Below are 19650 nucleotides of genomic sequence, written 5' to 3' on the forward strand. Positions count from 1 at the left end.
GTTTTCAACTAGTCTGAGACAACCGATTTAAACATTGGTTTTTTTATAATCTCGTCCGATCTTCAGATAGTGGATCGGATTTTTTTAAATTTTAACAAGTTGGTTATTGACTTTATTATGTATTTAGTATAATCATATTTAAATAATTAAGTAATTACTTAAATACTAAAAGGAGTGAATGATTATTTGTCCATTAATCAGTTATTTAAAGCTCTATCCGACGAAAATAGAAGAAAAATATTAGATTTATTACGAAATGGAGACTTATCATCTGGGGAAATCGCTGAGCACTTTGAGATGAGTAAGCCTGGAATCTCATAACATTTATCTATTTTAAAAAATGCTGAGTTAGTGTATTCCTATAAAAAAGGATAGTACGTATATTATTCGTTAAACTCAACAGTTTTACAAGATATTTTGAAATGGGTTATTCAATTTAATCAAAAATAAAGGAGGGTTTCATTCTTTATGAAAAAAACGATCATTATTTGTTTAATAGCTTTAGCTTTCGGTCTCAGCATATATGCTGCTGTTTCACAAGTTCCAATCGATGAAAGTACTTTCGGCAATAGAGAAATAATTTTATTTAGTATTCCATTTACGATGATTTTAGTTAATAGGGAATCTCGTTATTTTACCAAAACCGTATGAAAGCACCTTATTTACGTTATAAAAAAGGGTTCGAAAGCATTTTTTTGTCACTTTCCCTCATCTCGTTTTTACTTCATTGTTGGCCTACTTCTTGCTACATCAGGGAATGAATTCAATTTATTATCGCTAGCTCCAATCACGTCGGAACTTTATTTATGACTACTTCCAACACACTCCCAAGATTTCGTTTAGAAGAATTAAAAAGTAATCCGATGATCCGGCCAATTTCCTTTCTTTTATTTATCGGCGGTTTGTTCATGTTATTATTGTGTTTCTCCCTAAAGTAATGATGCTGATTGTTTTTTTTCGCTCTTCTTTTTTTAACATTACTTACAGCCGCGTGTCGATTTTATAAAATATACCAGAATACAATAAGTAACATTTAAGCAAGTCTATTGCATATTCGCCGATTTCAGACAACGAAATGAGCGATAACACAGCTATTATTTAAAATGATGAGTAAAATTGGAAAAAGGTGCTCATCCTTTATTTATAATTATATAAAAACCTGCTTTTCCTTTATATTGAATTTGGATAAATAAAAACTGCACCTCCAATTGTTAATTTTTTGTCTAACATTTGGGGTGCAGTTCATCCCTTTTTGGATGTAGCCGATTTTTTTAATTCATTATAAAGTTTCTGTTTCTGGCATTTGAAGAAGCTGTGATAAATAGGCTATTAAGTCATCATTTTGTGTTGAACTGCCCATCGTAATTCTAACACTTGTAGGGCAGCAAAACTCACTGCCTGGACGAATAATAAATCCTTTACGTAATAAACAATCAGCTAATTCATCTTTTTTTCTTTTCATATCTATAAATATAAAATTAGTCTGTGTAGGGAAGTAAGAGAGACCGAATCGCCAACAAAACGAATAATACTGTTCTAGTTCCTTTCGGTTTTTCTCACGGCAAACTTTAATAAAAGCTTGGTCTTCAAGAGCAGCTATGGCAGCTGCCTGTGCTAACCGCGAAGTATTAAATGTTTCTCTCACTATTTCTAAATCTTTCACTACATCAGGATGACAAATTCCGTAGCCAATTCGAAGCCCTGCCAAACCATAAGCCTTTGAAAAAGTTCGCGTAATGACTAAATTACGATATTCCTTCATTAAATTCACTGTATTTGGGAAATCATGAGCATCTACGTATTCATAGTACGCTTCATCGCAAACAACAAGGATATCGTGATCATTTTTATTTAAGAGCTTGATAAGTTCATGTTCTCGAACATACTCTCCCGTAGGATTGTTCGGATTGCAAATCCAAACTATTGATGTGTTTTCATCAACTGCATCAATGATTCCCATTATATCGTGTCGGCCATTTATATGGGGAACTTCTCGAACTTCCGCACCTTCAATGATTGCATTGCGTTTATATTGCGAAAATGTTAATTCCGACATGACTGTGTTAGTCCTGTCACCTAAATATGTTCTAGCTAACATTCGAATTAATTCATCCGTTCCGTTTCCGAAAATAAGCTGATCTTGGTTTACTCCAATAGATTCAGCTAGTTTCTTTCTTAATTTATTTGCACGGCTGTCTGGATAAGAGGCTAATTTCGTCAGTTCTGCCATCATTGCTTCCTGAACATTGTGGGAACAACCGAAAGGGTTTTCATTAGAAGCAAGCTTTACTACATGATGAAGTCCATAAGCACGTTTGACTTCTTCAATTGACTTGCCCGGATGATACGGTGTTATGATTTCAAGTTGTTTTTTACGTTTCATTTTAACCACTTCCTCGTCTACGTTTTACCCAGTAGGGGATTTTATTTCATTTTCTTTAACTCTCATCTTGTCAGTAGCTTTAATTGACTTCGTGCTTATTAAATAAATAACAAATCCGACTGATAACCATATGAGACCTGAAAAGAAACCAGATCCTCCAACTGGAACGAGCAAACAAATGCTTATAATTAACGCAAGGGCTGGCAAAAAAGGATAAAAAGGAACAGAAAACTGCTCCGCTCTTTCCTTAGCAGATACTTTTCTTCTTGAAATAAAAAAGGCAATCATCGTAAAAATAAACGTAATCAAATACAAAAACCCAGTAGCATTAACAGCAATGTTAATTGAACTTACTAGGGTAAACATAATTTGGATGCTGACTCCTAATAAAATGGCCCATACAGGAGTTTGAAAGCGAGGATGAATAAATCCAATCTTTTTCGGCAATAATCCGTTGCCGCCCATAGCGAAGGCGGTTCTAGAAATTGAAATAATAAAAGCATTTGCTGTCGCTGGTAATGCAATGACAATGACAATACTAATTAACGTTGGACCGAAATCTCCTAAAAATTGTTCGCTTACTAAGGCGACCGGCACTTTTGATAATCCTAGCTCTTGCCAAGGAACAATCCCTGTTGAAACGAATAACAGCCCGGAATATAGAAAAAGCACGATCATAATGGATGAAAGAATTGCCTTTGGGATTGTTTTGCTCGGATTTTTCATTTCTTCTCCAGCATCGACAATGACATCCCAGCCGACCATTGATAGAAAACCGACTAACGCCGCAGCAAGGATTCCTTCAAAACCGTTAGGGGCAAACGGTGTGTAAAGTGAGTAATTTACATGACCGAACCCTAAAGAAAAAAATAAAATGAGCACGATTATTTCAATAATGACAATTCCTACTTGAATTACACCACTAAACTTAATCCCTAATATATTTAAAAATCCTAAAACAACAAGAAGGGCGACCGCGCTTAACAATGGAGGAGTACCCGTTAACGAGTGAAGGTAATTCCCAAATCCCTGGGAAACAAAACTGCTTGCTGCTAGCCAAGCCCCCCAATAAGACCAGCCAATTAAAGTTCCCACAAACGATCCCATCGTTCGACTTACATATTCATAAGCACCTCCTGCTCGAGGATACCTTGATGCTAGTTCTGCATAACATAATCCGAGTAAAATTTCTAAAATAGCTGCGATGACAAAAGCAAGCATAACAGCCGGACCTGCTTTTCCGGCTGCTACACCACTAAGAATAAAAATCCCAGCACCGACCATAGCACCGGTGCCTAAAGAAGTAGCTTCTTTCCATCCTAAATCTCTTTTTAGGCTCATAAAAATCTCCCTTTTCTGTAATTAAAAATAAGTGACTTCGCCAGGTTCTTCTATAAAGCCCCATTTTTTTAAATCTACAATCCAATATTTTTTCGGACGGACAATACCGTTAATATCGTATCCAGCCCTGCGTTCCCATTCGCCAATTTGATATTCTTTAGTGACTTTCAATTCCGCCAAACCTTTTACGTTTTTATAGCCGTAAAGCCCGAAATCAAATAATCTTAACGGATACCCTTGCTCAATCGGCAAAGGTTCCCCATCAACGGAATGAACTAGTAATGCTCTTCTTGACAGAGCATCGCCTAAAGGAATGGTAGACTCATAAACTCCCTTTTCCTTTGTCCCGATACTTGTTTGTTTCAAATAGTATTTTTCTGGATTTGTGACTCGAACCAATTTGATAACATCCGATAATAAAACACCTTTCCAAGTGCGGCGAATACTCCAATTACAGACACAAACCATTCTTCTGCTTTCTTCTACTTGCGGCATTTGTAAAATATCTTCATACGTTAAAGTCAATTCTTTTTCCACTAATCCAGTAACAGAGAGACGCCATGTTGCTAGATCAATCGATTTAGGCGGTCCTTCTTGATAATATCGCAGTGAGGAAGGTTTTCGTTCCAAATTTGGGGTTTTCAATGTTGGATTCATCGTTCACTCTCCCTTAAATATTCGGCCCATTCGTGTAAGAATGAGCCAATCAATTTAACAACGCTTAAATATGATTAATGACACAACGGAAACCGATTAAATTATCTCTTACGGAAACAGGATAATTGTCCCTTGCTGCACATCTCATAAAATCTTCATTATGTAACCCGCATCCGCCTTTAACGATATGATAATCTTCTTCTGATGTTACAAATAACGGATTTATGCCATCCTTATCCCATTTATAATTTAGAGAAGCATTGTCTAAACACCATTCAGCTAAATTTCCTGCCATATCTAAACACCCGAAATATGACTTATTTTTAGGAAATGCAAACACAGAAGTTGATTTGCGATTCAATTCCTCAGGATCGCAATCAATTGCATAATTTGCATATTCAAGAGTTGGTTCTTCATTTCCCCACGGGTATTTTCGGTTATCTGTCCCTTTGCATGCGTACTCCCACTGAGCTTCTGTTGGTAAATCTTTGCCGACAAAAGCAGCAAATGCTTTCGCTTCCCACCAGCTGACCCCTGTAACAGGGTGGTCATCTTGATTGAAATGGTCATCAAACCAATAATTCGGGTAATGAATGTTGTTGTCTTTAATATACTCCCATCCTTTCGGGAGCCAATAATCGCGGTTTTCGTAGCCATTTTCCTCAACAAATACGCTAAATTGCTTATTCGTTACAGGTGTTTGATCAATTGCAAATGTTTTTAAAGTGACCGATTTAATCGGTTGTTCATCCGGTGATTCATTACTGCCGCGAAGGAAAGTGCCGCCTGGAATCACAATCATATTTTGTAACTGATTTTCCACCTGATTACTCATTGTCATTCCCCCTATCTTAAAAGAGCGATACTTCCAGTTAGTTTATTTACTTTTTTCTTATCTCCGTATAAAGCAATACCTAAATATTTAAGATCGGTTGCTGAAAATGCCGCGATCTTTTGAGTATATTCTTCATAATTTTTTGTTGTTTGTGCAGCATTGCTAAAGTCGACAACTAGCAAATCGGAAAATTCTTCATCATATACTTTTTCTCTTAGTTGTTTAATTTTTTCGGAATTTCCCTTTAAAATTGGGATCGGGGTTGTCGTAATTCCAATATGAGAATGACCGCTTCCGTCTTTTACATCAGGTCCAATAATTCCATCGATTTCTTTTCCTAAAGTAAGGGCTAACACGGCAGTCGTATTAGCGATTAATCCTGTTGGCAAATTTGCATCAATAACCATTACACATTTCGTTTCCATGAGTATTCCTCCATCTTGTTAATGTTCCAACGATACTTTTGTTGAGTTCATACCAAAAACGGACCATAGCATTAAAATGGTTCGAGTGGGTGAAATGAATTCTGCATGATATTTCTTGGCAGCATTTGCAGTCGTTAAACAAAGATCAACTTCTCGATTTTGTAATTTAATCGCTGCTTTACTAGTTGAATCTACAAACTGAATCTTATATTGCATGTCGAAGTCGGCTAAGAACCAAGGCAGAAGACTGGAGGGAGCATGATGAGTTGCAATGACGAGAGGCCGTCCCGAAGCTAATTCTTCTGATGGTCTTTTGGCAACGCCGTATAAAGGTGTTTCAAAGACATAGGGAAATAGAAATTGAATGTCTTTTGACATGTAAAACTTATCGATTCCTTTGTAAGCATTTGCTACAAGAAGAATATTTGCTTGCCCAGAGACTAAGCTTTCGTAAGCTTCTTCATAAGAAGGAAAGAGCAAGTACGTTCCATGTTCTGATTTTAATGATGAAAGTAAGTATTTTGCCGAGGCTTCACTGCTAGTCCCTGAAGGACCTAGTGTAGCAATTTCAAGTTGTCTCAAACATGATAGCGAAGAAATTAGCTTTTTATTCCAGTTTGAAAGGAAAGGAGTTTCTTCTTTTGTTTTCGTTTCTATAACCATATTATTACACCACCCTGTATCAATTTTTGAGTTTTACATTGTGGATTCCAATATGTGTAATTTGTATTACCTTTTATACTTTAGCATGATAAAATGATTTATATAAGGACCAATTCTGATAGATTTTTCTAGTACCAATTTGAAAAGAGAGTGAAAATATGTTTTGGATACCAATTGATCGTACAATGGATATGCCTTTAATTCGTCAAGTTTATGAACAAATCCGGATGCGCATATTACATGGAGAACTTGTTGCTGGGGAATGTTTGCCGCCGACCCGTGAGTTAGCTTCGAGTTTAGGCATATCTAGAAATGTTGTCGTGGAAGCTTATGAACAACTAATCGCTGAAGGATATATTGAAGCGCAGCAAGGTTCTGGGACATATGTTGCTGAAGGAGCCTATTTAGACAAACAAGAGAAACTTAATTGCTTCACTTTCTTTGATAAACAGCAAATAAAAGAAGAGACAAACGACGTCATTGATTTTCGTTCAGGCCTTCCGGCTTTAGACATGTTCCCAAGGAAAATGTGGGGGCAAATTGCGAAGCAAGTATGTATTGATACTTCACATTCTATTTTTGGTTACGGTTATCCTGAGGGAAGAATCGAACTTCGTCATATTTTGGCTCGCTATTTAAAAAGAACGAGAGGTGTTTATTGTCACTCAGATCAGCTAGTGATTACATCTGGAGCAACACAAGGATTGTCTCTTATTGCCAGTTTGTTGCTTTCTCCGGGAGATGAAGTCATCATTGAAGATCCGATTACGCATGAAATTCAAACGATATTCACTTCTCCAGGTTCCACGCTTCATCCTATACCTGTTGATGAGCAAGGGATGAAAACAGATTTACTTCCAGCAAATAAACGGCCTAGCTTTATTTTTGTTACCCCGTCCCATCAATTTCCACTTGGAGGGGTTTTGCCTATACAACGCCGGATTCAACTCATTCAATTTGCTAGAACAACTGATTGCTATATTGTTGAAGATGATTATGACAGTGAATTTCGTTATCACGGAGCTCCTATAAGTTCGCTTCAGGGACTCGATCCTGATAGAGTGATTTATATTGGAACGTTCAGCAAAATATTATCACCAGCACTTAGATTAGGGTACTTAATTCTTCCCCCGTCCTTAACGAAACGTTGTAAAGATTTAAAATGGTTTACAGATCTTCATACCCCTTCACTACAACAACTTACTGCTGCACGCTTTATAAAAGATAGACATTTAGAGCGCCATATAAGAAAGATGAAAAAAATATATCAGGGACGACGGGATCATGTGAAAAAATGTTTAGCAGAGCAGTTTGGTCATCACGTTAACATACTAGGTGATTCAACAGGCTTGCATTTAATTGCTGAATTTCAAAACATCACATTTTCAGATCAAAAAGTAGAAGAAATAATTAAGAAATACAAAGTGAAGATTTATCCAGTAGAGCAACATACGATTCAAAAAGGAACCCATCAAAATAAAGTAATTATCGGTTATGGCAATCTTACAATTGAAGAAATAGAAGAGGGGATTCGGAGATTAAAAGAGGCACTAACATCAGAAGGAAAATGATTTGATGGAAAAAACACGATATTATAGTACATATTAGGGTGAGTAAAGAAAGAATTTTTTTAGAAGGAGGTTTATTAACATATGAATGATTATGTTGTTTATCATAAACTAGAAAAAAATATACTTACTTGTTTTGGAGCATTTGCTTTTGTTGGATTTAGTATTTTATTTATTATTTTCTCATTTGATAGTTCGGGAATTCAGAGAATTTTGTTAATGGTTGTTGGTTTGATGGGGCTTAGCTTTTTTGGGACAGTGATGGTTTATTTAATGAGTATATTAATCAAACGCAAACCCGCGTTAATTATATCAGATACCGGTATTTTTGACTGTTCTAATATGGCTAGTGGGGGAATGATTAAGTGGGAAGACATTGAGAATTTTATGACTGTCGAAGTTTTGGGAGAAAAGTTTCTCGGGATCATCACTTATGATCGTGATCTGATTGTTAACCGAACATCTGGCTTTAAGAGATTTCTTATTAAAGGAAATAGAGCTCTCGTTGATGCTCAAGTAAATATACCTGTAAAAACTCTTGCGTGTTCTATTGATGAACTAGTTGAAGAAATTAATAGTTGTTGGCAAAAGGCATGTGCAGATGATGAGCACGAGTATGATATAAAATGAATGATTGTCTCTCCTACTTAGGGAAGGAAAAAAGCTATCCTAATTCAATGTTTTTGTTGTCGAGGTGAAAACGTATCGTTTACAAGTAAAAAAAAACGATACGTTTTCTTCTTTTTTTAATAAGAGATGCAGTATGCGACAAAGATATAAATCTGCGAAACATTAAAATAACGATTGAACGTCTTGGTATTTGCAATTGAGTATAAAAAGGATAGCTCATTTTTTCTGCAATTCATCTTATTCAGAAATAAAATGAACCGTTAAATCAACATCTTTAATCCTTTTCATTTTCAATCATTTTCGAAATTTTGCGCAGCTTGGTTAATGTTTTTTTATCCTTTTTTGCTAATTCATAGTACCAATTCGTTAATTCTAGGTCATGTAAATCATATTTAGCTCTCTCTTCGAAAATTCGATGAGATACCATAATATCTGTGCGTCCAAATAAATAATCTGTAGAGACATCAAAGAAATCAGCGATCTTTTCTACTGTTTCCAGTGAAGGTTCTTTTGTCCCATTTTCATATGCTGTATATGTTTGGCGGGCAACACCGATTGCCTCGGCAACGTATGCTTGTGTAAATTTTTTATCACTTATTTTTTTATTTTCGCGCAGTTTTTTTATCCGCTCGGCTAATATCTTCATAATCTATCACACCATTCATCTATTAAATGATTCCTCATTTGCAACAGGTTAGATTTTAATCGACCTTGATTCAAAAAAGGATCCTAAAACAAATTATAATGTTACTGAAAGAAACATTCAAATAATGCTCCTTTAAGGATCTAAAACTATTGACACTCCCTAAATAGGAACATATAATAAATGTGTAATGCTCCCATTAGGAACAAAATGGAGGTGAATCACAATTCCGGTCAATGTCTTTATAAAAAAATAAACGGTGATCAATATATATGGAAGGCAAGAAAACATGTCATTTAAAAGTAGTTTTGTTAGACAATTTGATAGAAATGATTGTGCCGCAGCATGTCTAGCAACGATATGCAAATACTATAAGAAGGAAATCACGATTACGAAATTAAGAGACATTTTAGGAACTGATATAAAAGGCACTACTTTGTATGGCTTGGAAAAGGGCGCTAAGGCTTTAGGCTTTGATGCAAAAGCAATTAAGGTGACGTTAGATGGTTTGAAAAGTAAGTTTACGCTACCTGCAATTGCCCACATCATCACGAATGAAGGGATGAGTCATTTTGTTGTCATACATAAAATAACGAAAAAAAAAATCTACTATTTTGATCCGGCCAGCGGTTATCTAAATGAAAGTGACGAAAGCTTTCATCAACGATTTAGCGGAATTTTTCTTTTGTTAATACCGAATAATGAATTTACACAGGAAAGCAAAGAAAACATCAATATGATTCAACAATTTACAAAAATATTACTTCCGCAATCAAGATTATTTTTATACAGCATCATTGCATCGATCATTTTAACACTGTTAGGAATATCTTTTTCCTTATTTAACAAAGTTATCATCGATGAAGTATTACCTTTTGGTTTAGAAAATCAATTACGGATCGTTGTTATTTTTTTCTTGGCGATTGGGATTACGCAAGTTATTCTTTCGTTTGTAAGACAACATATTTTACTTTATTTATCGCAAAAAGTTGAAATGCCATTATTAATTGGTTACTTTCGGCACATTTTCAAACTGCCGATGAAGTTTTTTATGAATCGAAAAGCAGGCGATATTTTAACGAGATTTAACGATGCTTTTATTATTAAAGACATATTTACGTCTCTCGTATTATCATTGCTGATCGATTTAATGTTGGCATTTGCGACAGGTGTTGTTTTATACATGATGAATCCCAAGTTATTTTTTGTTGTCTTAGTGCTCATCATCCTAAATGGTCTCCTGATCTATGTTTTTAAACATCCTTATAAAAAGTTAAATTATGCGCAAATGGAATCTTCTGCAAGACTTAACAGTCATATTATTGAGGTTTTAAGGGGAATCGAAACGATTAAAACCTTATCAGCAGAAGAAAAAGGACTTGAAAAAATTGAACACGAGTATATTAAAAATTTGAAAATTTCCTTTAAAGAAGGCTATTTTTCAAATCTTCAAGAATCATTGTCAAGCGGTTTTCAAATTGTTGGCCATTTGATGCTGATGTACATCGGTGCCGCTTCAGTTATGAACAATGAATTAACGTTAGGAACGCTGCTTGCTTTTATTGCTTTGTCACACTATTTTATGGATCCGATTGGCAGATTAATTGAATTGCAGCTGACAATACAAGAAGCAAATATATCTTTAAACCGGCTATCTGAGATTTATGAGGTTGAAAGAGAGCAGCCTTCACAGCGAAATAAACTTGAAATAAAAGAAATTAACGGGGATATCGAAATAGAAAATGTCACTTTTCGTTACGGAAGCAGAGCTCCAATTTTAAAAGATTTTTCCTTAACGATTCCTTTTGGAAAAAAAGTCGCACTAGTCGGTCAGTCAGGAAGCGGGAAATCTACCGTAGCGAAATTGCTACTAAAATATTTTCCGATTGAAAAAGGGGATATTAAAATTGCTGGAAATAGTTTAGCAAACATAGATACGTATAGTTTAAGAAAATCAATTGCCTATATTCCGCAAAAAATACAATTATTTTCCGATACGATTAGAGAAAATTTATTATTAGGCACACAGGAAGTGAGCCAAAAGGAACTTGAGAAAGCGTGTGAGATTGCGGCTTGTAAAAATTTTATCGAAAAGCTGCCTGCCAAGTATGACACATTTCTTGAAGAAGCGGGCGAAGGGATTTCTGGGGGAGAAAAGCAAAGAATAGGCATTGCAAGAGCGCTCATTAAAAATAGTCAGCTATTCATTTTAGATGAAGCAACAAGCAGCATTGATTTTCAAAATGAGGCAGCCATCTTTAACAAGCTGTTGTCACATAAGAATGAAACGACGATGCTCATTATTACTCACAGATTAGCGACGATTAAAGAGTGCGATATTATTTGCGTTTTAGAGGATGGGAGCGTAAGTGAGCACGGTTCTCATGCAAGCTTGATCAAGAAGAAAGGAGCCTATTATCGCTTACTTCAAGATCAATCTTTAAGTGATGAAATGAAAGATAGAAGCGATTTGAAGCATGACAGTTACATCGATCTGGAGGCTGAAAAACTTGAGTACAGATAAAATTGCCATCAAGCATAATAAGAAACTAAAATTAACGAATGTTTTAATAAGAGAGTGCCAAAAAAACGAACTCAATCAGACAGATAAAGTATTAGCAACGATAGATCAATACGTGAGAAATCAAGGCGCTGACATGATCGGACCCATTATTTTTTATAATCATGCGCACATAAATGCTGATGGAACGATGGAGCATCAACAAAAAATATTAGTTCAGCTCAATCAAATCATAACTGAAATAGATCCTATTTATCAATTTAAAGCGTCATTAGAAGTTCCCAATTGTTTATTCGCACGGTTTTGTGAACGAGAAGAAAATTTAAAGTTTGCCTTTTCAAAACTAGAATTAACCGCATTTGAACATGATTTATTACTAAAAGGCGATAGTTACACTTTGTTTTTAAAGGAGCCAATTGGAAATGAAAATGTCGTGGCAGATATTTTTATGGAAGTAGAAAGTACGATGTCGCATGAAAATCTATGAAATAAATGAACTTACGGATAGTAGAATTTTTTACGATCGAAAGCCGCCAAGGTTTTTATTTATATTCATCATTACCCTATTTCTACTCATGTTATTTGTGGTTTTTTGGAGTGTTAACTCCCAAAAAATAGATAAATATACAGAAAAAGGGGTGATCGTTCCCGAAAATACTTATCAAATATCATCAAACCAACCTGATGAAATTAGTCATGTCCATGTAGCCGAAGGTCAAGAAGTAGAAAGGGGTGATTTATTAATAGCGTTTAAGTCGGAAGATCTTAAATTAGAAAAAGAAGTGCTCGAAAAACAATTCACAACTTTGACGAACCGAATCGGTCTGTTGAAAAGGGCTGAAACAGAGGCAAGGATCAAAATTAATACATTTGACCCGAAAAATGAAAGAGAAGCTGAGTTTTATAGCAAACTATCCGCCAATATTGCCAAGATGAAAGAATATGAGGTTGATAAGGAAGCATTGCGAAAACAGAAATACTCAGAATATGAAATTGCCCAATACGTAGAGAGATATCAGGCAAAAAGCGAAGAAATAATTGAAGAGACGATCGTCAGCTTAGCCGCAGAGAGAAACGAATTAGAAATGGAAAAGAAGAAAGTCGAAAGCCAGCTAAATGCCCTGCAAGACAAAGAATATTCGCAAAATATATATGCACCCGTACAAGGTACGATTCATTTCATCAAAGATTTAAATGAAGGAATGGTTATTCCTCCTGGCGAGGTCATCGCTGTCATTACAGAAGATCATCGTCAACTGATGATTGAAACGATGGTGCGCAGTAACGAGATCGTAAATATTTCGCAGCAATCCGATGTGGTCATCAAGGTGGATGGGATGAACAATGGTCAAAGTGAAGTGAATGGACGAGTAGTCTTTATCGACAAAGACGTCAGCTACGATGATAAAGGCAGAGGATATTACAAAGTAAAAATTAAACCAACTCATCGGCATGGAATGAACCAATTAAAAAGCGGTATGGCCGCAACAGTAACGTTTGTAGTAAATAAAACGACATACATGAATTACTTTTTAAAACTAGTAGGCGTGAAAGCTTAATAAAATCAAAAAAAACAGATAGAAATTCAGAGGAGGAATACACATGAACAGTATAGCGTTAAAAAATAGACAAGTATTACAACTCCCAACCAACTATGCAGAAGTATCAGGAGAAGAAATGCAATATATTGATGGAGGCGGGTTCGTGGGATTTCGTGTTACATTCAAAGCAAGCACTCGAAAAATGGGTGCTGCAGTTGGCGGGGCATATGTAGCGGGTGTCGTTGGTTGGCATTGTAGACATTTAGCAACAGCGGGACCATGGGGTGCTGGAGCAGCTGCAGCGATTACTGCCGCAGCAGGAGGCACGGCGAGCTGGGCGATTAACAAAGGGTTAAGACGTGTAAACATCGGTGTTAATATTCCAGGCGTGTCATGGTCTAAGTCATTAACAATTTAAGGAGCAATGTATGTCCAAACTGATTATTGCTAGTCTCCTAATACTAAATATATTTGTTTTATATCAAAATGGAGACTCTTTATTACCCTATTATATTGGAATTGGAATACCAGGATTTTATAAAGGGATATCTGCCCATGAATTCAACGAGGTATTTAACCTACATAAGGTTAAATATTCATTAAAATCTACGCAACAGAAACTCGAATTATTATGTGCCATTTTAGTCAATCTCAGTATACAAATTGGCACGTATAAAGAACTATATATTTTACGTATTTCTCCTAGCATATTAGAAATAGCCTATTTAGTAGGATCTTCAATATTATATACTTTTATTTTTTATCGTTTTTTATTTCTAAATATGTTTAAGAACGAAGAAAAAGCGTAAATTGACCAACGTAAAATGATTGGGCATGATCATATACTTTGAGGGAGTACTTGATCATGCCCCTTTTTTTCTATTAATATAATTATTTAAAAATCGAACTACAAGTATTTTAAAATATTCAAAAATAATATTAATAAATTACATATTGTGATATGATATTATTTGGGTAAATATCCCATTAAGTAACTTTAAGGAGCAATGTATGTCCAAACTGATTATCGCCAATCTCTTAATCTTAAATATGGTTGTTTTATATCAGCAAAACGATTCTATATTACCTTTTTTAATTGGAATCGCACTACCAGGAATATACAAAGGGATTACGGCACAACAATTTAATCAAGTATTTAACTTGCATAAAGTTAAATACTCCTTTAAAGCACCACAAAGAAAACTCGAGTTATTTTGTGCATTTTTAACTAACCTTAGTACAGACGTTAGTACATATAAAGAACTTTTTACTCTAAGAGTTTTTCCTAATTTATTAGAAACATTAGCTTGGGCAGGATATTCAATACTGTTTACTTTTCTTATGTATCGATTTTTATTTCTAAATATGTTTAAGAATGAGGAAAAAGCGTGATTGTCAACATAAAATGATTGGACATGATCAAATACTTTGAGGGTAAATAATTTAAAAATGGAACTATAAGTATTTTAAGATATTCAAAAATAATATTAATAAATTATATATTGTGATATAATTTGGGTAAATATCCCATTAAATAACTTTAAGGAGCAATGTATGTCCAAACTCATTATTGTTATTCTTTTAATATTGTATATAATTGTCTAATATCAAAAAGGAGACTCTATTTCTCTCATTTTTATGACAATGGTATTACCAGGAGCTTATAAAGGCTTAACGGTTTCAAGATTCCGAGATATATTTAATTTTTATAAAGTTAAATATTCATTAAAAGCACCGCAAAGAAAACTCGAGTTATTCTGTTCTTTTTTAGCTGTTCTTAGTACAGAAATCAACTTGTATAAAGAACTATTTCATTTAGGTATTTTTCCAAGTGGCCTGGGGATATTATCTATTTTAGGATTTTTTATACTATTTACTTTTCTTATGTATCAATTTTTATTTCTAAATATGTTTAAGAACGAGGAAAAAGCGTAATTAGTAAACAAAAAATGCTTGGGCATGATTATATACTTTGTAGAAGTATTTGATCATGTCCTTTTTTTTATGAACGCAACTTATTCTTCGTTTTTAAAAATTTTCCAAACCTTATGCAGCTTTTTCAATTCTTCTTCACCGATTTCGGGAAGTTCATTGTACCAGCGTCTTAATTCTGGGTCGTTTATAATAAATAAACTTTTTTTTTCCTCGTTTATTTGTTGAAAGTTTCTTATATCAGTTCGCCCTTGTAAATAATCAGTTGTTACGTTAAAAATATCGGCGAGTTTATTCACTGTTTCAAGCGATGGTTCTTTTGTGCCGTTTTCATAGGCGGTATATGTTGTACGTGCAACACCAATTAATTTGCCAACATATTCTTGTGTGAATCGTTTATCTTTTGCCTTTGCTTCCGCTCGAAGTGCTTTTAAACGCTTCGCTAATATATCCATGTTATCACACCATTCTATACGCAAGAGGATTTACACTAACCAGTGAACTCCTGCATTAAGATTTCGCTTATACATATTGTAATGTTACTGAGCGAAACTTTCAAAAAAAGATCCGTAAAGTATCGTTTGATGTTGACGAGTCCCTATATGGAACTTATAATAAAAATAGACTTGTTACTCTAGAGAACAAATCGGAGGTGGGCATCTTGAGAGTTTGGATAAAAAAAATTCGAATGAACAAGTCATTAACTCAAGAGGATATTGCAGAACAATGCAAAATTTCAAGAAGCTACTACACACATATAGAAAATGGAACAAAAACGCCGACGGTTCCAGTAGCGAAGCGGATGGCTAACTTTTTTGATTGCGAATGGACCATTTTTTTTGAAAATGAACGTTCCTTAGAGGATCGTAATAAAAAGAATACGCAAAAGGTAGTTTAGGAGAAAGAAAGATGAATATAAATGAAAAGGAATATATGGGGTCAAAAAAAGATGATTTTTAAACAAGAAATAGCACGATGGTGATCGATATTTTGTACATAAGTCAAAATAGTAAAATAAAGACGGAAAAAAGCAATTTAATCATTGGGGGTAACGTCATGAGATAAAAAAGGTACGATGAGAGGTGCAATTAATTGCAGCACTTTTATTTTTGGTTCGAGAATATAGGAGAGCACCAACGATGAAAGAACCATTTTGGGCTTAAAAATACTTGAAAGTATTCAATTTAAGTAAAATAATGAGATGATCTGACATTAAATGACACATAAACCATCTTGTAACATATTAATCCATTTGTTATATTAAACCTATTATGTAAGATTATTATTTTGATATTGTTTATCAATCAACTTTTTTCAAGCAAGGAGTGGCACGATGGCATTTACGTGGACAACACGAAAAATAATCCTCTCATTAATCATTGTTAGCTTCATTATGATAGGAGTGATTTTTGCTGTGAACAAATGGACAACACCAGATACACCCGCGTTTCAAGATGGATTTACGCGTGAGTTTTTATTAAAAGACGGCGAAGCGCCAGAAGGCTTTCACTTATTTGAATCAGGAACGGGAAAATATACGATGATATTTCCAACTAATTATGTCGTTGAAGAATCATCTTATTATCGTAAAAAAGGCCGAAGTTCAGGGGTTATCAATACAGAGAATGTATATCTTCATCAGGACGGTGTTCACCCGAAAAAAAATCAACAAATTAAAGGAATTAAACTCTTTTTAAAACCAGATGGAAATGTATTAGTCGATGCAGCTTTAAGAGTGATGTTAAAAAAAAAATAAATGCTCCAAGTGATACGAAAATTGAAACGATAAAGGATGACAACAAAACAGTTTACTATGCGGAAAATATTGATGATTATACTTTCGAAGACGGCAGTATTGATACTTATTTATATTTTTATGCTTTTATAACAGATAATCGCTCAAAACAAGCGCTTTATTTTAATTTAGAAGATACTTGTTTTAGCAGTAACAAGAAAAAATGTGAAATTGACTTTGATAAAGAAAAAGCGATGGCATTAAAAATGCTTGAAAGTGTTCAATTTAAGTAAAATAATGAGATGATCTGACATTAAATGATACATAAACCATCTTGTAACATATTAATCCATTTGTTTATATTAAACCTATTATGTAAGATTATTATTTTGATATTGTTTATCAATCATCAACTTTTTCAAGCAAGCAAGGAGTGGCACGATGGCATTTACGTGGACAACACGAAAAATAATCCTCTCATTAATCATTGTTAGCTTCATTATGATAGGAGTGATTTTTGCTGTGAACAAATGGACAACACCAGATACACCTGCGTTTCAAGATCAATTTACGCGTGAGTTTTTATTAAAAGACGGCGAAGCACCAGAAGGCTTTCATTTATTTGAATCAGGAACGGGAAAATATACGATGATATTTCCAGCTAACTATGTCGTTGAAGAATCATCTTATTATCGTAAAAAAGGCCGAAGTTCAGGGGTTATCAATACAGAGAATGTATATCTTCATCAGGATGGTGTTCATCCGAAAAAAAATCAACAAATTAAAGGAATTAATCTCTTTTTAAAACCAGATGGAAATGTATTAATAGACGCCGATTTGAAAATCCTGTTAGAACAAATAAATGCTCCAAGTGATACGAAAATTGAAACGATAAAGGATGACAACAAAACGGTATATTATGCAGAAAATATTGATGATTATATAGGTGAAGAGGGGACAGACACTTACTTTTATTTTTATGCTTTTATAACAGATAATCATTCAAAACAAGCGCTTTATTTTGAATTAGAAGATACTTGTTTTAACAGTAACGAGAAAAAATGTGAAATTGACTTTGATAAAGAAAAAGCGATGGCATTAAAAATGCTTGAAAGTGTTCAATTTAAGTAAAATAATGAGATGATCTGACATTAAATGATACATAAACCATCTTGTAACATATTAATCCATTTGTTATATTAAACCTATTATGTAAGATTATTATTTTGATATTGTTTATCAATCAACTTTTTTCAAGCAAGGAGTGGCACGATGGCATTTACGTGGACAACACGAAAAATAATCCTCTCATTAATCATTGTTAGCTTCATTATGATAGGAGTGATTTTTGCTGTGAACAAATGGACAACACCAGATACACCCGCGTTTCAAGATGGATTTACGCGTGAGTTTTTATTAAAAGACGGCGAAGTACCAGAAGGCTTTCACTTATTTGAATCAGGAACGGGAAAATATACGATGATATTTCCAACTAATTATGTCGTTGAAGAATCATCTTATTATCGTAAAAAAGGCCGAAGTTCAGGGGTTATCAATACAGAGAATGTGTATCTTCATCAAGACGGTGTTCACCGAAAAAAAAAAAATCAACAAATTAAAGGAATTAAACTCTTTTTAAAACCAGATGGAAATGTATTAGTCGATGCAGCTTTAAGAGTGATGTTAAAAAAAATAAATGCTCCAAGTGATACGAAAATTGAAACGATAAAGGATGACAACAAAACAGTTTACTATGCGGAAAATATTCATGATTATACTTTCGAAGACGGCAGTATTGATACTTATTTTTTTTATTTTTATGCTTTTATAACAGATAATCGCTCAAAACAAGCGCTTTATTTTAATTTAGAAGATACTTGTTTTAGCAGTAACAAGAAAAAAAATGTGAAATTGACTTTGATATAAAGAAAAAGCGATGGCATTAAAAATGCTTGAAAGTGTTCAATTTAAGTAAAATAATGAGATGATCTGACATTAAATGATACATAAACCATCTTGTAACATATTAATCCATTTGTTATATTAAACCTATTATGTAAGATTATTATTTTGATATTGTTTATCAATCAACTTTTTTCAAGCAAGGAGTGGCACGATGGCATTTACGTGGACAACACGAAAAATAATCCTCTCATTAATCATTGTTAGCTTCATTATGATAGGAGTGATTTTTGCTGTGAACAAATGGACAACACCAGATACACCCGCGTTTCAAGATGGATTTACGCGTGAGTTTTTATTAAAAGACGGCGAAGCACCCGAAGGCTTTCACTTATTTGAATCAGGAACGGGAAAATATACGATGATATTTCCAGATAACTATGTGATTGAAAAAGAATCATATTATCGTAAAAAAGGGCGGAGTTCAGGGGTTATCAATACAGAAAATATATATCTTCGCTTAGGTGATACTCATCTGGAAAAAAATAAATTACTTAAAGGAATTAAACTGTTTTTAAAACCGGACGGAAATGTATTAATAGACGCCGATTTAAAAATCCTGTTAGAACAAATAGATGCACCAAGTGATACGAAAATTGAAACGATAAAAGATGACAACAAAACAGTTTACTATGCGGAAAATATTGATAATTATGAAGCTGAGGGTGGCAATATAAATACAATTTTTTTTCTTATATGGATTTATTACAGATAATCATTCAAAACAATCGCTCTATTTCAATTTAAGACAAAAATGTTTTGATAGCAGTGAAAAATGTGAAATTGACTTTGATAAAGAAAAAGCAATGGCATT

21 protein-coding genes and 1 pseudogene are annotated in these 19650 nt (G+C 34.1%); 14 read left to right on the forward strand and 8 right to left on the reverse strand.

The features are described 5' to 3' along the window. Positions 1-192 precede the first annotated feature (192 nt). Both K6959_RS00780 and K6959_RS00785 read left to right on the forward strand, forming a co-directional pair. Positions 193-450 (forward strand): annotated as a pseudogene (locus K6959_RS00780) (autorepressor SdpR family transcription factor). Between the two features lie 18 nt (positions 451-468). Next, positions 469-651 carry a hypothetical protein gene (locus K6959_RS00785; RefSeq protein ID WP_163242863.1) on the forward strand — a complete coding sequence of 61 codons (183 nt, stop codon included), beginning with the start codon at positions 469-471 and terminating at the stop codon, positions 649-651. Between the two features lie 628 nt (positions 652-1279). On the opposite strand, the gene hisC is transcribed toward K6959_RS00785, so the two are convergent. From hisC to K6959_RS00815, 6 genes are all read right to left on the reverse strand, one after another. Further along, a complete protein-coding gene (gene hisC / locus K6959_RS00790) occupies positions 1280-2383 on the reverse strand; it encodes a histidinol-phosphate transaminase (protein WP_223087353.1) in 1104 nt (367 codons plus the stop codon). 24 nt (positions 2384-2407) lie between these two features. Beyond that, a complete protein-coding gene (locus K6959_RS00795) occupies positions 2408-3724 on the reverse strand; it encodes an APC family permease (protein WP_223087355.1) in 1317 nt (438 codons plus the stop codon). 21 nt (positions 3725-3745) lie between these two features. Beyond that, positions 3746-4381, reverse strand: a complete 636-nt coding sequence (locus tag K6959_RS00800; protein WP_163242860.1) for a molybdopterin-dependent oxidoreductase — start codon at positions 4379-4381, stop codon at positions 3746-3748. A 64-nt stretch (positions 4382-4445) separates the two neighbouring features. After that, positions 4446-5216 (reverse strand): formylglycine-generating enzyme family protein, encoded by a 771-nt coding sequence (locus tag K6959_RS00805; RefSeq protein WP_163242859.1) that lies wholly within the window; start codon positions 5214-5216, stop codon positions 4446-4448. 11 nt (positions 5217-5227) lie between these two features. Then, positions 5228-5641 (reverse strand): DUF2000 domain-containing protein, encoded by a 414-nt coding sequence (locus K6959_RS00810; protein WP_163242858.1) that lies wholly within the window; start codon positions 5639-5641, stop codon positions 5228-5230. Between the two features lie 18 nt (positions 5642-5659). After that, entirely contained in the window at positions 5660-6304 is a 645-nt protein-coding gene (locus K6959_RS00815) for a hypothetical protein (protein ID WP_163242857.1), read from the reverse strand. Between the two features lie 158 nt (positions 6305-6462). Here K6959_RS00815 and pdxR point away from each other — a divergent pair, with 158 nt between their 5' ends. Together pdxR and K6959_RS00825 are read left to right on the forward strand one after the other, a co-directional pair. Beyond that, positions 6463-7875 (forward strand): MocR-like pyridoxine biosynthesis transcription factor PdxR, encoded by a 1413-nt coding sequence (gene pdxR / locus K6959_RS00820; RefSeq protein ID WP_163242856.1) that lies wholly within the window; start codon positions 6463-6465, stop codon positions 7873-7875. 81 nt (positions 7876-7956) lie between these two features. Then, on the forward strand, positions 7957-8502 hold the full coding sequence (locus K6959_RS00825) for an STM3941 family protein (RefSeq protein ID WP_223087356.1): 546 nt from the start codon (positions 7957-7959) through the stop codon (positions 8500-8502). 274 nt (positions 8503-8776) lie between these two features. On the opposite strand, the gene K6959_RS00830 is transcribed toward K6959_RS00825, so the two are convergent. Then, positions 8777-9148: a helix-turn-helix domain-containing protein gene (locus tag K6959_RS00830; protein WP_163242854.1), complete on the reverse strand. Its 372-nt coding sequence runs from the start codon at positions 9146-9148 to the stop codon at positions 8777-8779. 286 nt (positions 9149-9434) lie between these two features. Here K6959_RS00830 and K6959_RS00835 point away from each other — a divergent pair, with 286 nt between their 5' ends. From K6959_RS00835 to K6959_RS00855, 5 genes are all read left to right on the forward strand, one after another. Then, positions 9435-11669 (forward strand): peptidase domain-containing ABC transporter, encoded by a 2235-nt coding sequence (locus K6959_RS00835; protein WP_223087357.1) that lies wholly within the window; start codon positions 9435-9437, stop codon positions 11667-11669. After that, positions 11656-12153: a hypothetical protein gene (locus K6959_RS00840; RefSeq protein WP_163242852.1), complete on the forward strand. Its 498-nt coding sequence runs from the start codon at positions 11656-11658 to the stop codon at positions 12151-12153. Before K6959_RS00835 ends, K6959_RS00840 begins: the two co-directional genes overlap by 14 nt. Beyond that, positions 12140-13225: an HlyD family secretion protein gene (locus K6959_RS00845; protein WP_163242851.1), complete on the forward strand. Its 1086-nt coding sequence runs from the start codon at positions 12140-12142 to the stop codon at positions 13223-13225. Before K6959_RS00840 ends, K6959_RS00845 begins: the two co-directional genes overlap by 14 nt. Before the next feature lie 43 nt (positions 13226-13268). Beyond that, a complete protein-coding gene (locus K6959_RS00850; RefSeq protein ID WP_223087359.1) occupies positions 13269-13625 on the forward strand; it encodes a hypothetical protein in 357 nt (118 codons plus the stop codon). 593 nt (positions 13626-14218) lie between these two features. Continuing rightward, positions 14219-14599, forward strand: coding sequence for a hypothetical protein (locus K6959_RS00855; protein ID WP_163242849.1), 381 nt, complete (start codon positions 14219-14221; stop codon positions 14597-14599). A 623-nt stretch (positions 14600-15222) separates the two neighbouring features. On the opposite strand, the gene K6959_RS00860 is transcribed toward K6959_RS00855, so the two are convergent. Continuing rightward, positions 15223-15594 (reverse strand): helix-turn-helix domain-containing protein, encoded by a 372-nt coding sequence (locus K6959_RS00860; protein ID WP_223087360.1) that lies wholly within the window; start codon positions 15592-15594, stop codon positions 15223-15225. A 206-nt stretch (positions 15595-15800) separates the two neighbouring features. Between K6959_RS00860 and K6959_RS00865 the strand changes: the two genes are divergently transcribed. The 5 genes from K6959_RS00865 to K6959_RS00885 all read left to right on the forward strand — a co-directional run bounded on the left by K6959_RS00865 (position 15801) and on the right by K6959_RS00885 (position 19551). Then, the gene (locus tag K6959_RS00865) at positions 15801-16037 is read left to right on the forward strand and encodes a helix-turn-helix transcriptional regulator (protein WP_223087361.1); all 237 of its coding nucleotides are present in this window, start codon (positions 15801-15803) and stop codon (positions 16035-16037) included. 435 nt (positions 16038-16472) lie between these two features. Continuing rightward, on the forward strand, positions 16473-16895 hold the full coding sequence (locus K6959_RS00870) for a hypothetical protein (protein WP_223087363.1): 423 nt from the start codon (positions 16473-16475) through the stop codon (positions 16893-16895). A 420-nt stretch (positions 16896-17315) separates the two neighbouring features. Beyond that, positions 17316-18005: a hypothetical protein gene (locus tag K6959_RS00875; RefSeq protein WP_223087365.1), complete on the forward strand. Its 690-nt coding sequence runs from the start codon at positions 17316-17318 to the stop codon at positions 18003-18005. Positions 18006-18146: 141 nt separating this feature from the next. After that, positions 18147-18800 (forward strand): hypothetical protein, encoded by a 654-nt coding sequence (locus tag K6959_RS00880; RefSeq protein ID WP_223087367.1) that lies wholly within the window; start codon positions 18147-18149, stop codon positions 18798-18800. Positions 18801-18990: 190 nt separating this feature from the next. Continuing rightward, positions 18991-19551, forward strand: coding sequence for a hypothetical protein (locus K6959_RS00885; RefSeq protein WP_223087368.1), 561 nt, complete (start codon positions 18991-18993; stop codon positions 19549-19551). Positions 19552-19650 lie beyond the last annotated feature (99 nt).

The organism is Bacillus aquiflavi (assembly GCF_019915265.1).
In the GTDB taxonomy this organism is placed as follows: domain Bacteria; phylum Bacillota; class Bacilli; order Bacillales; family Cytobacillaceae; genus Bacillus_BT; species Bacillus_BT aquiflavi.

What these genes read in the sequence shown, in the direction of transcription:
- K6959_RS00785 (WP_163242863.1), top strand. Translation starts at nt 469, where the DNA reads ATGAAAAAAACGATCATTATTTGTTTAATAGCTTTAGCTTTCGGTCTC.
- hisC (WP_223087353.1), bottom strand. Translation starts at nt 2,383, where the DNA reads ATGAAACGTAAAAAACAACTTGAAATCATAACACCGTATCATCCGGGC.
- K6959_RS00795 (WP_223087355.1), bottom strand. Translation starts at nt 3,724, where the DNA reads ATGAGCCTAAAAAGAGATTTAGGATGGAAAGAAGCTACTTCTTTAGGC.
- K6959_RS00800 (WP_163242860.1), bottom strand. Translation starts at nt 4,381, where the DNA reads ATGAATCCAACATTGAAAACCCCAAATTTGGAACGAAAACCTTCCTCA.
- K6959_RS00805 (WP_163242859.1), bottom strand. Translation starts at nt 5,216, where the DNA reads ATGAGTAATCAGGTGGAAAATCAGTTACAAAATATGATTGTGATTCCA.
- K6959_RS00810 (WP_163242858.1), bottom strand. Translation starts at nt 5,641, where the DNA reads ATGGAAACGAAATGTGTAATGGTTATTGATGCAAATTTGCCAACAGGA.
- K6959_RS00815 (WP_163242857.1), bottom strand. Translation starts at nt 6,304, where the DNA reads ATGGTTATAGAAACGAAAACAAAAGAAGAAACTCCTTTCCTTTCAAAC.
- pdxR (WP_163242856.1), top strand. Translation starts at nt 6,463, where the DNA reads ATGTTTTGGATACCAATTGATCGTACAATGGATATGCCTTTAATTCGT.
- K6959_RS00825 (WP_223087356.1), top strand. Translation starts at nt 7,957, where the DNA reads ATGAATGATTATGTTGTTTATCATAAACTAGAAAAAAATATACTTACT.
- K6959_RS00830 (WP_163242854.1), bottom strand. Translation starts at nt 9,148, where the DNA reads ATGAAGATATTAGCCGAGCGGATAAAAAAACTGCGCGAAAATAAAAAA.
- K6959_RS00835 (WP_223087357.1), top strand. Translation starts at nt 9,435, where the DNA reads ATGTCATTTAAAAGTAGTTTTGTTAGACAATTTGATAGAAATGATTGT.
- K6959_RS00845 (WP_163242851.1), top strand. Translation starts at nt 12,140, where the DNA reads ATGAAAATCTATGAAATAAATGAACTTACGGATAGTAGAATTTTTTAC.
- K6959_RS00850 (WP_223087359.1), top strand. Translation starts at nt 13,269, where the DNA reads ATGAACAGTATAGCGTTAAAAAATAGACAAGTATTACAACTCCCAACC.
- K6959_RS00855 (WP_163242849.1), top strand. Translation starts at nt 14,219, where the DNA reads ATGTCCAAACTGATTATCGCCAATCTCTTAATCTTAAATATGGTTGTT.
- K6959_RS00860 (WP_223087360.1), bottom strand. Translation starts at nt 15,594, where the DNA reads ATGGATATATTAGCGAAGCGTTTAAAAGCACTTCGAGCGGAAGCAAAG.
- K6959_RS00870 (WP_223087363.1), top strand. Translation starts at nt 16,473, where the DNA reads ATGGCATTTACGTGGACAACACGAAAAATAATCCTCTCATTAATCATT.
- K6959_RS00875 (WP_223087365.1), top strand. Translation starts at nt 17,316, where the DNA reads ATGGCATTTACGTGGACAACACGAAAAATAATCCTCTCATTAATCATT.
- K6959_RS00880 (WP_223087367.1), top strand. Translation starts at nt 18,147, where the DNA reads ATGGCATTTACGTGGACAACACGAAAAATAATCCTCTCATTAATCATT.
- K6959_RS00885 (WP_223087368.1), top strand. Translation starts at nt 18,991, where the DNA reads ATGGCATTTACGTGGACAACACGAAAAATAATCCTCTCATTAATCATT.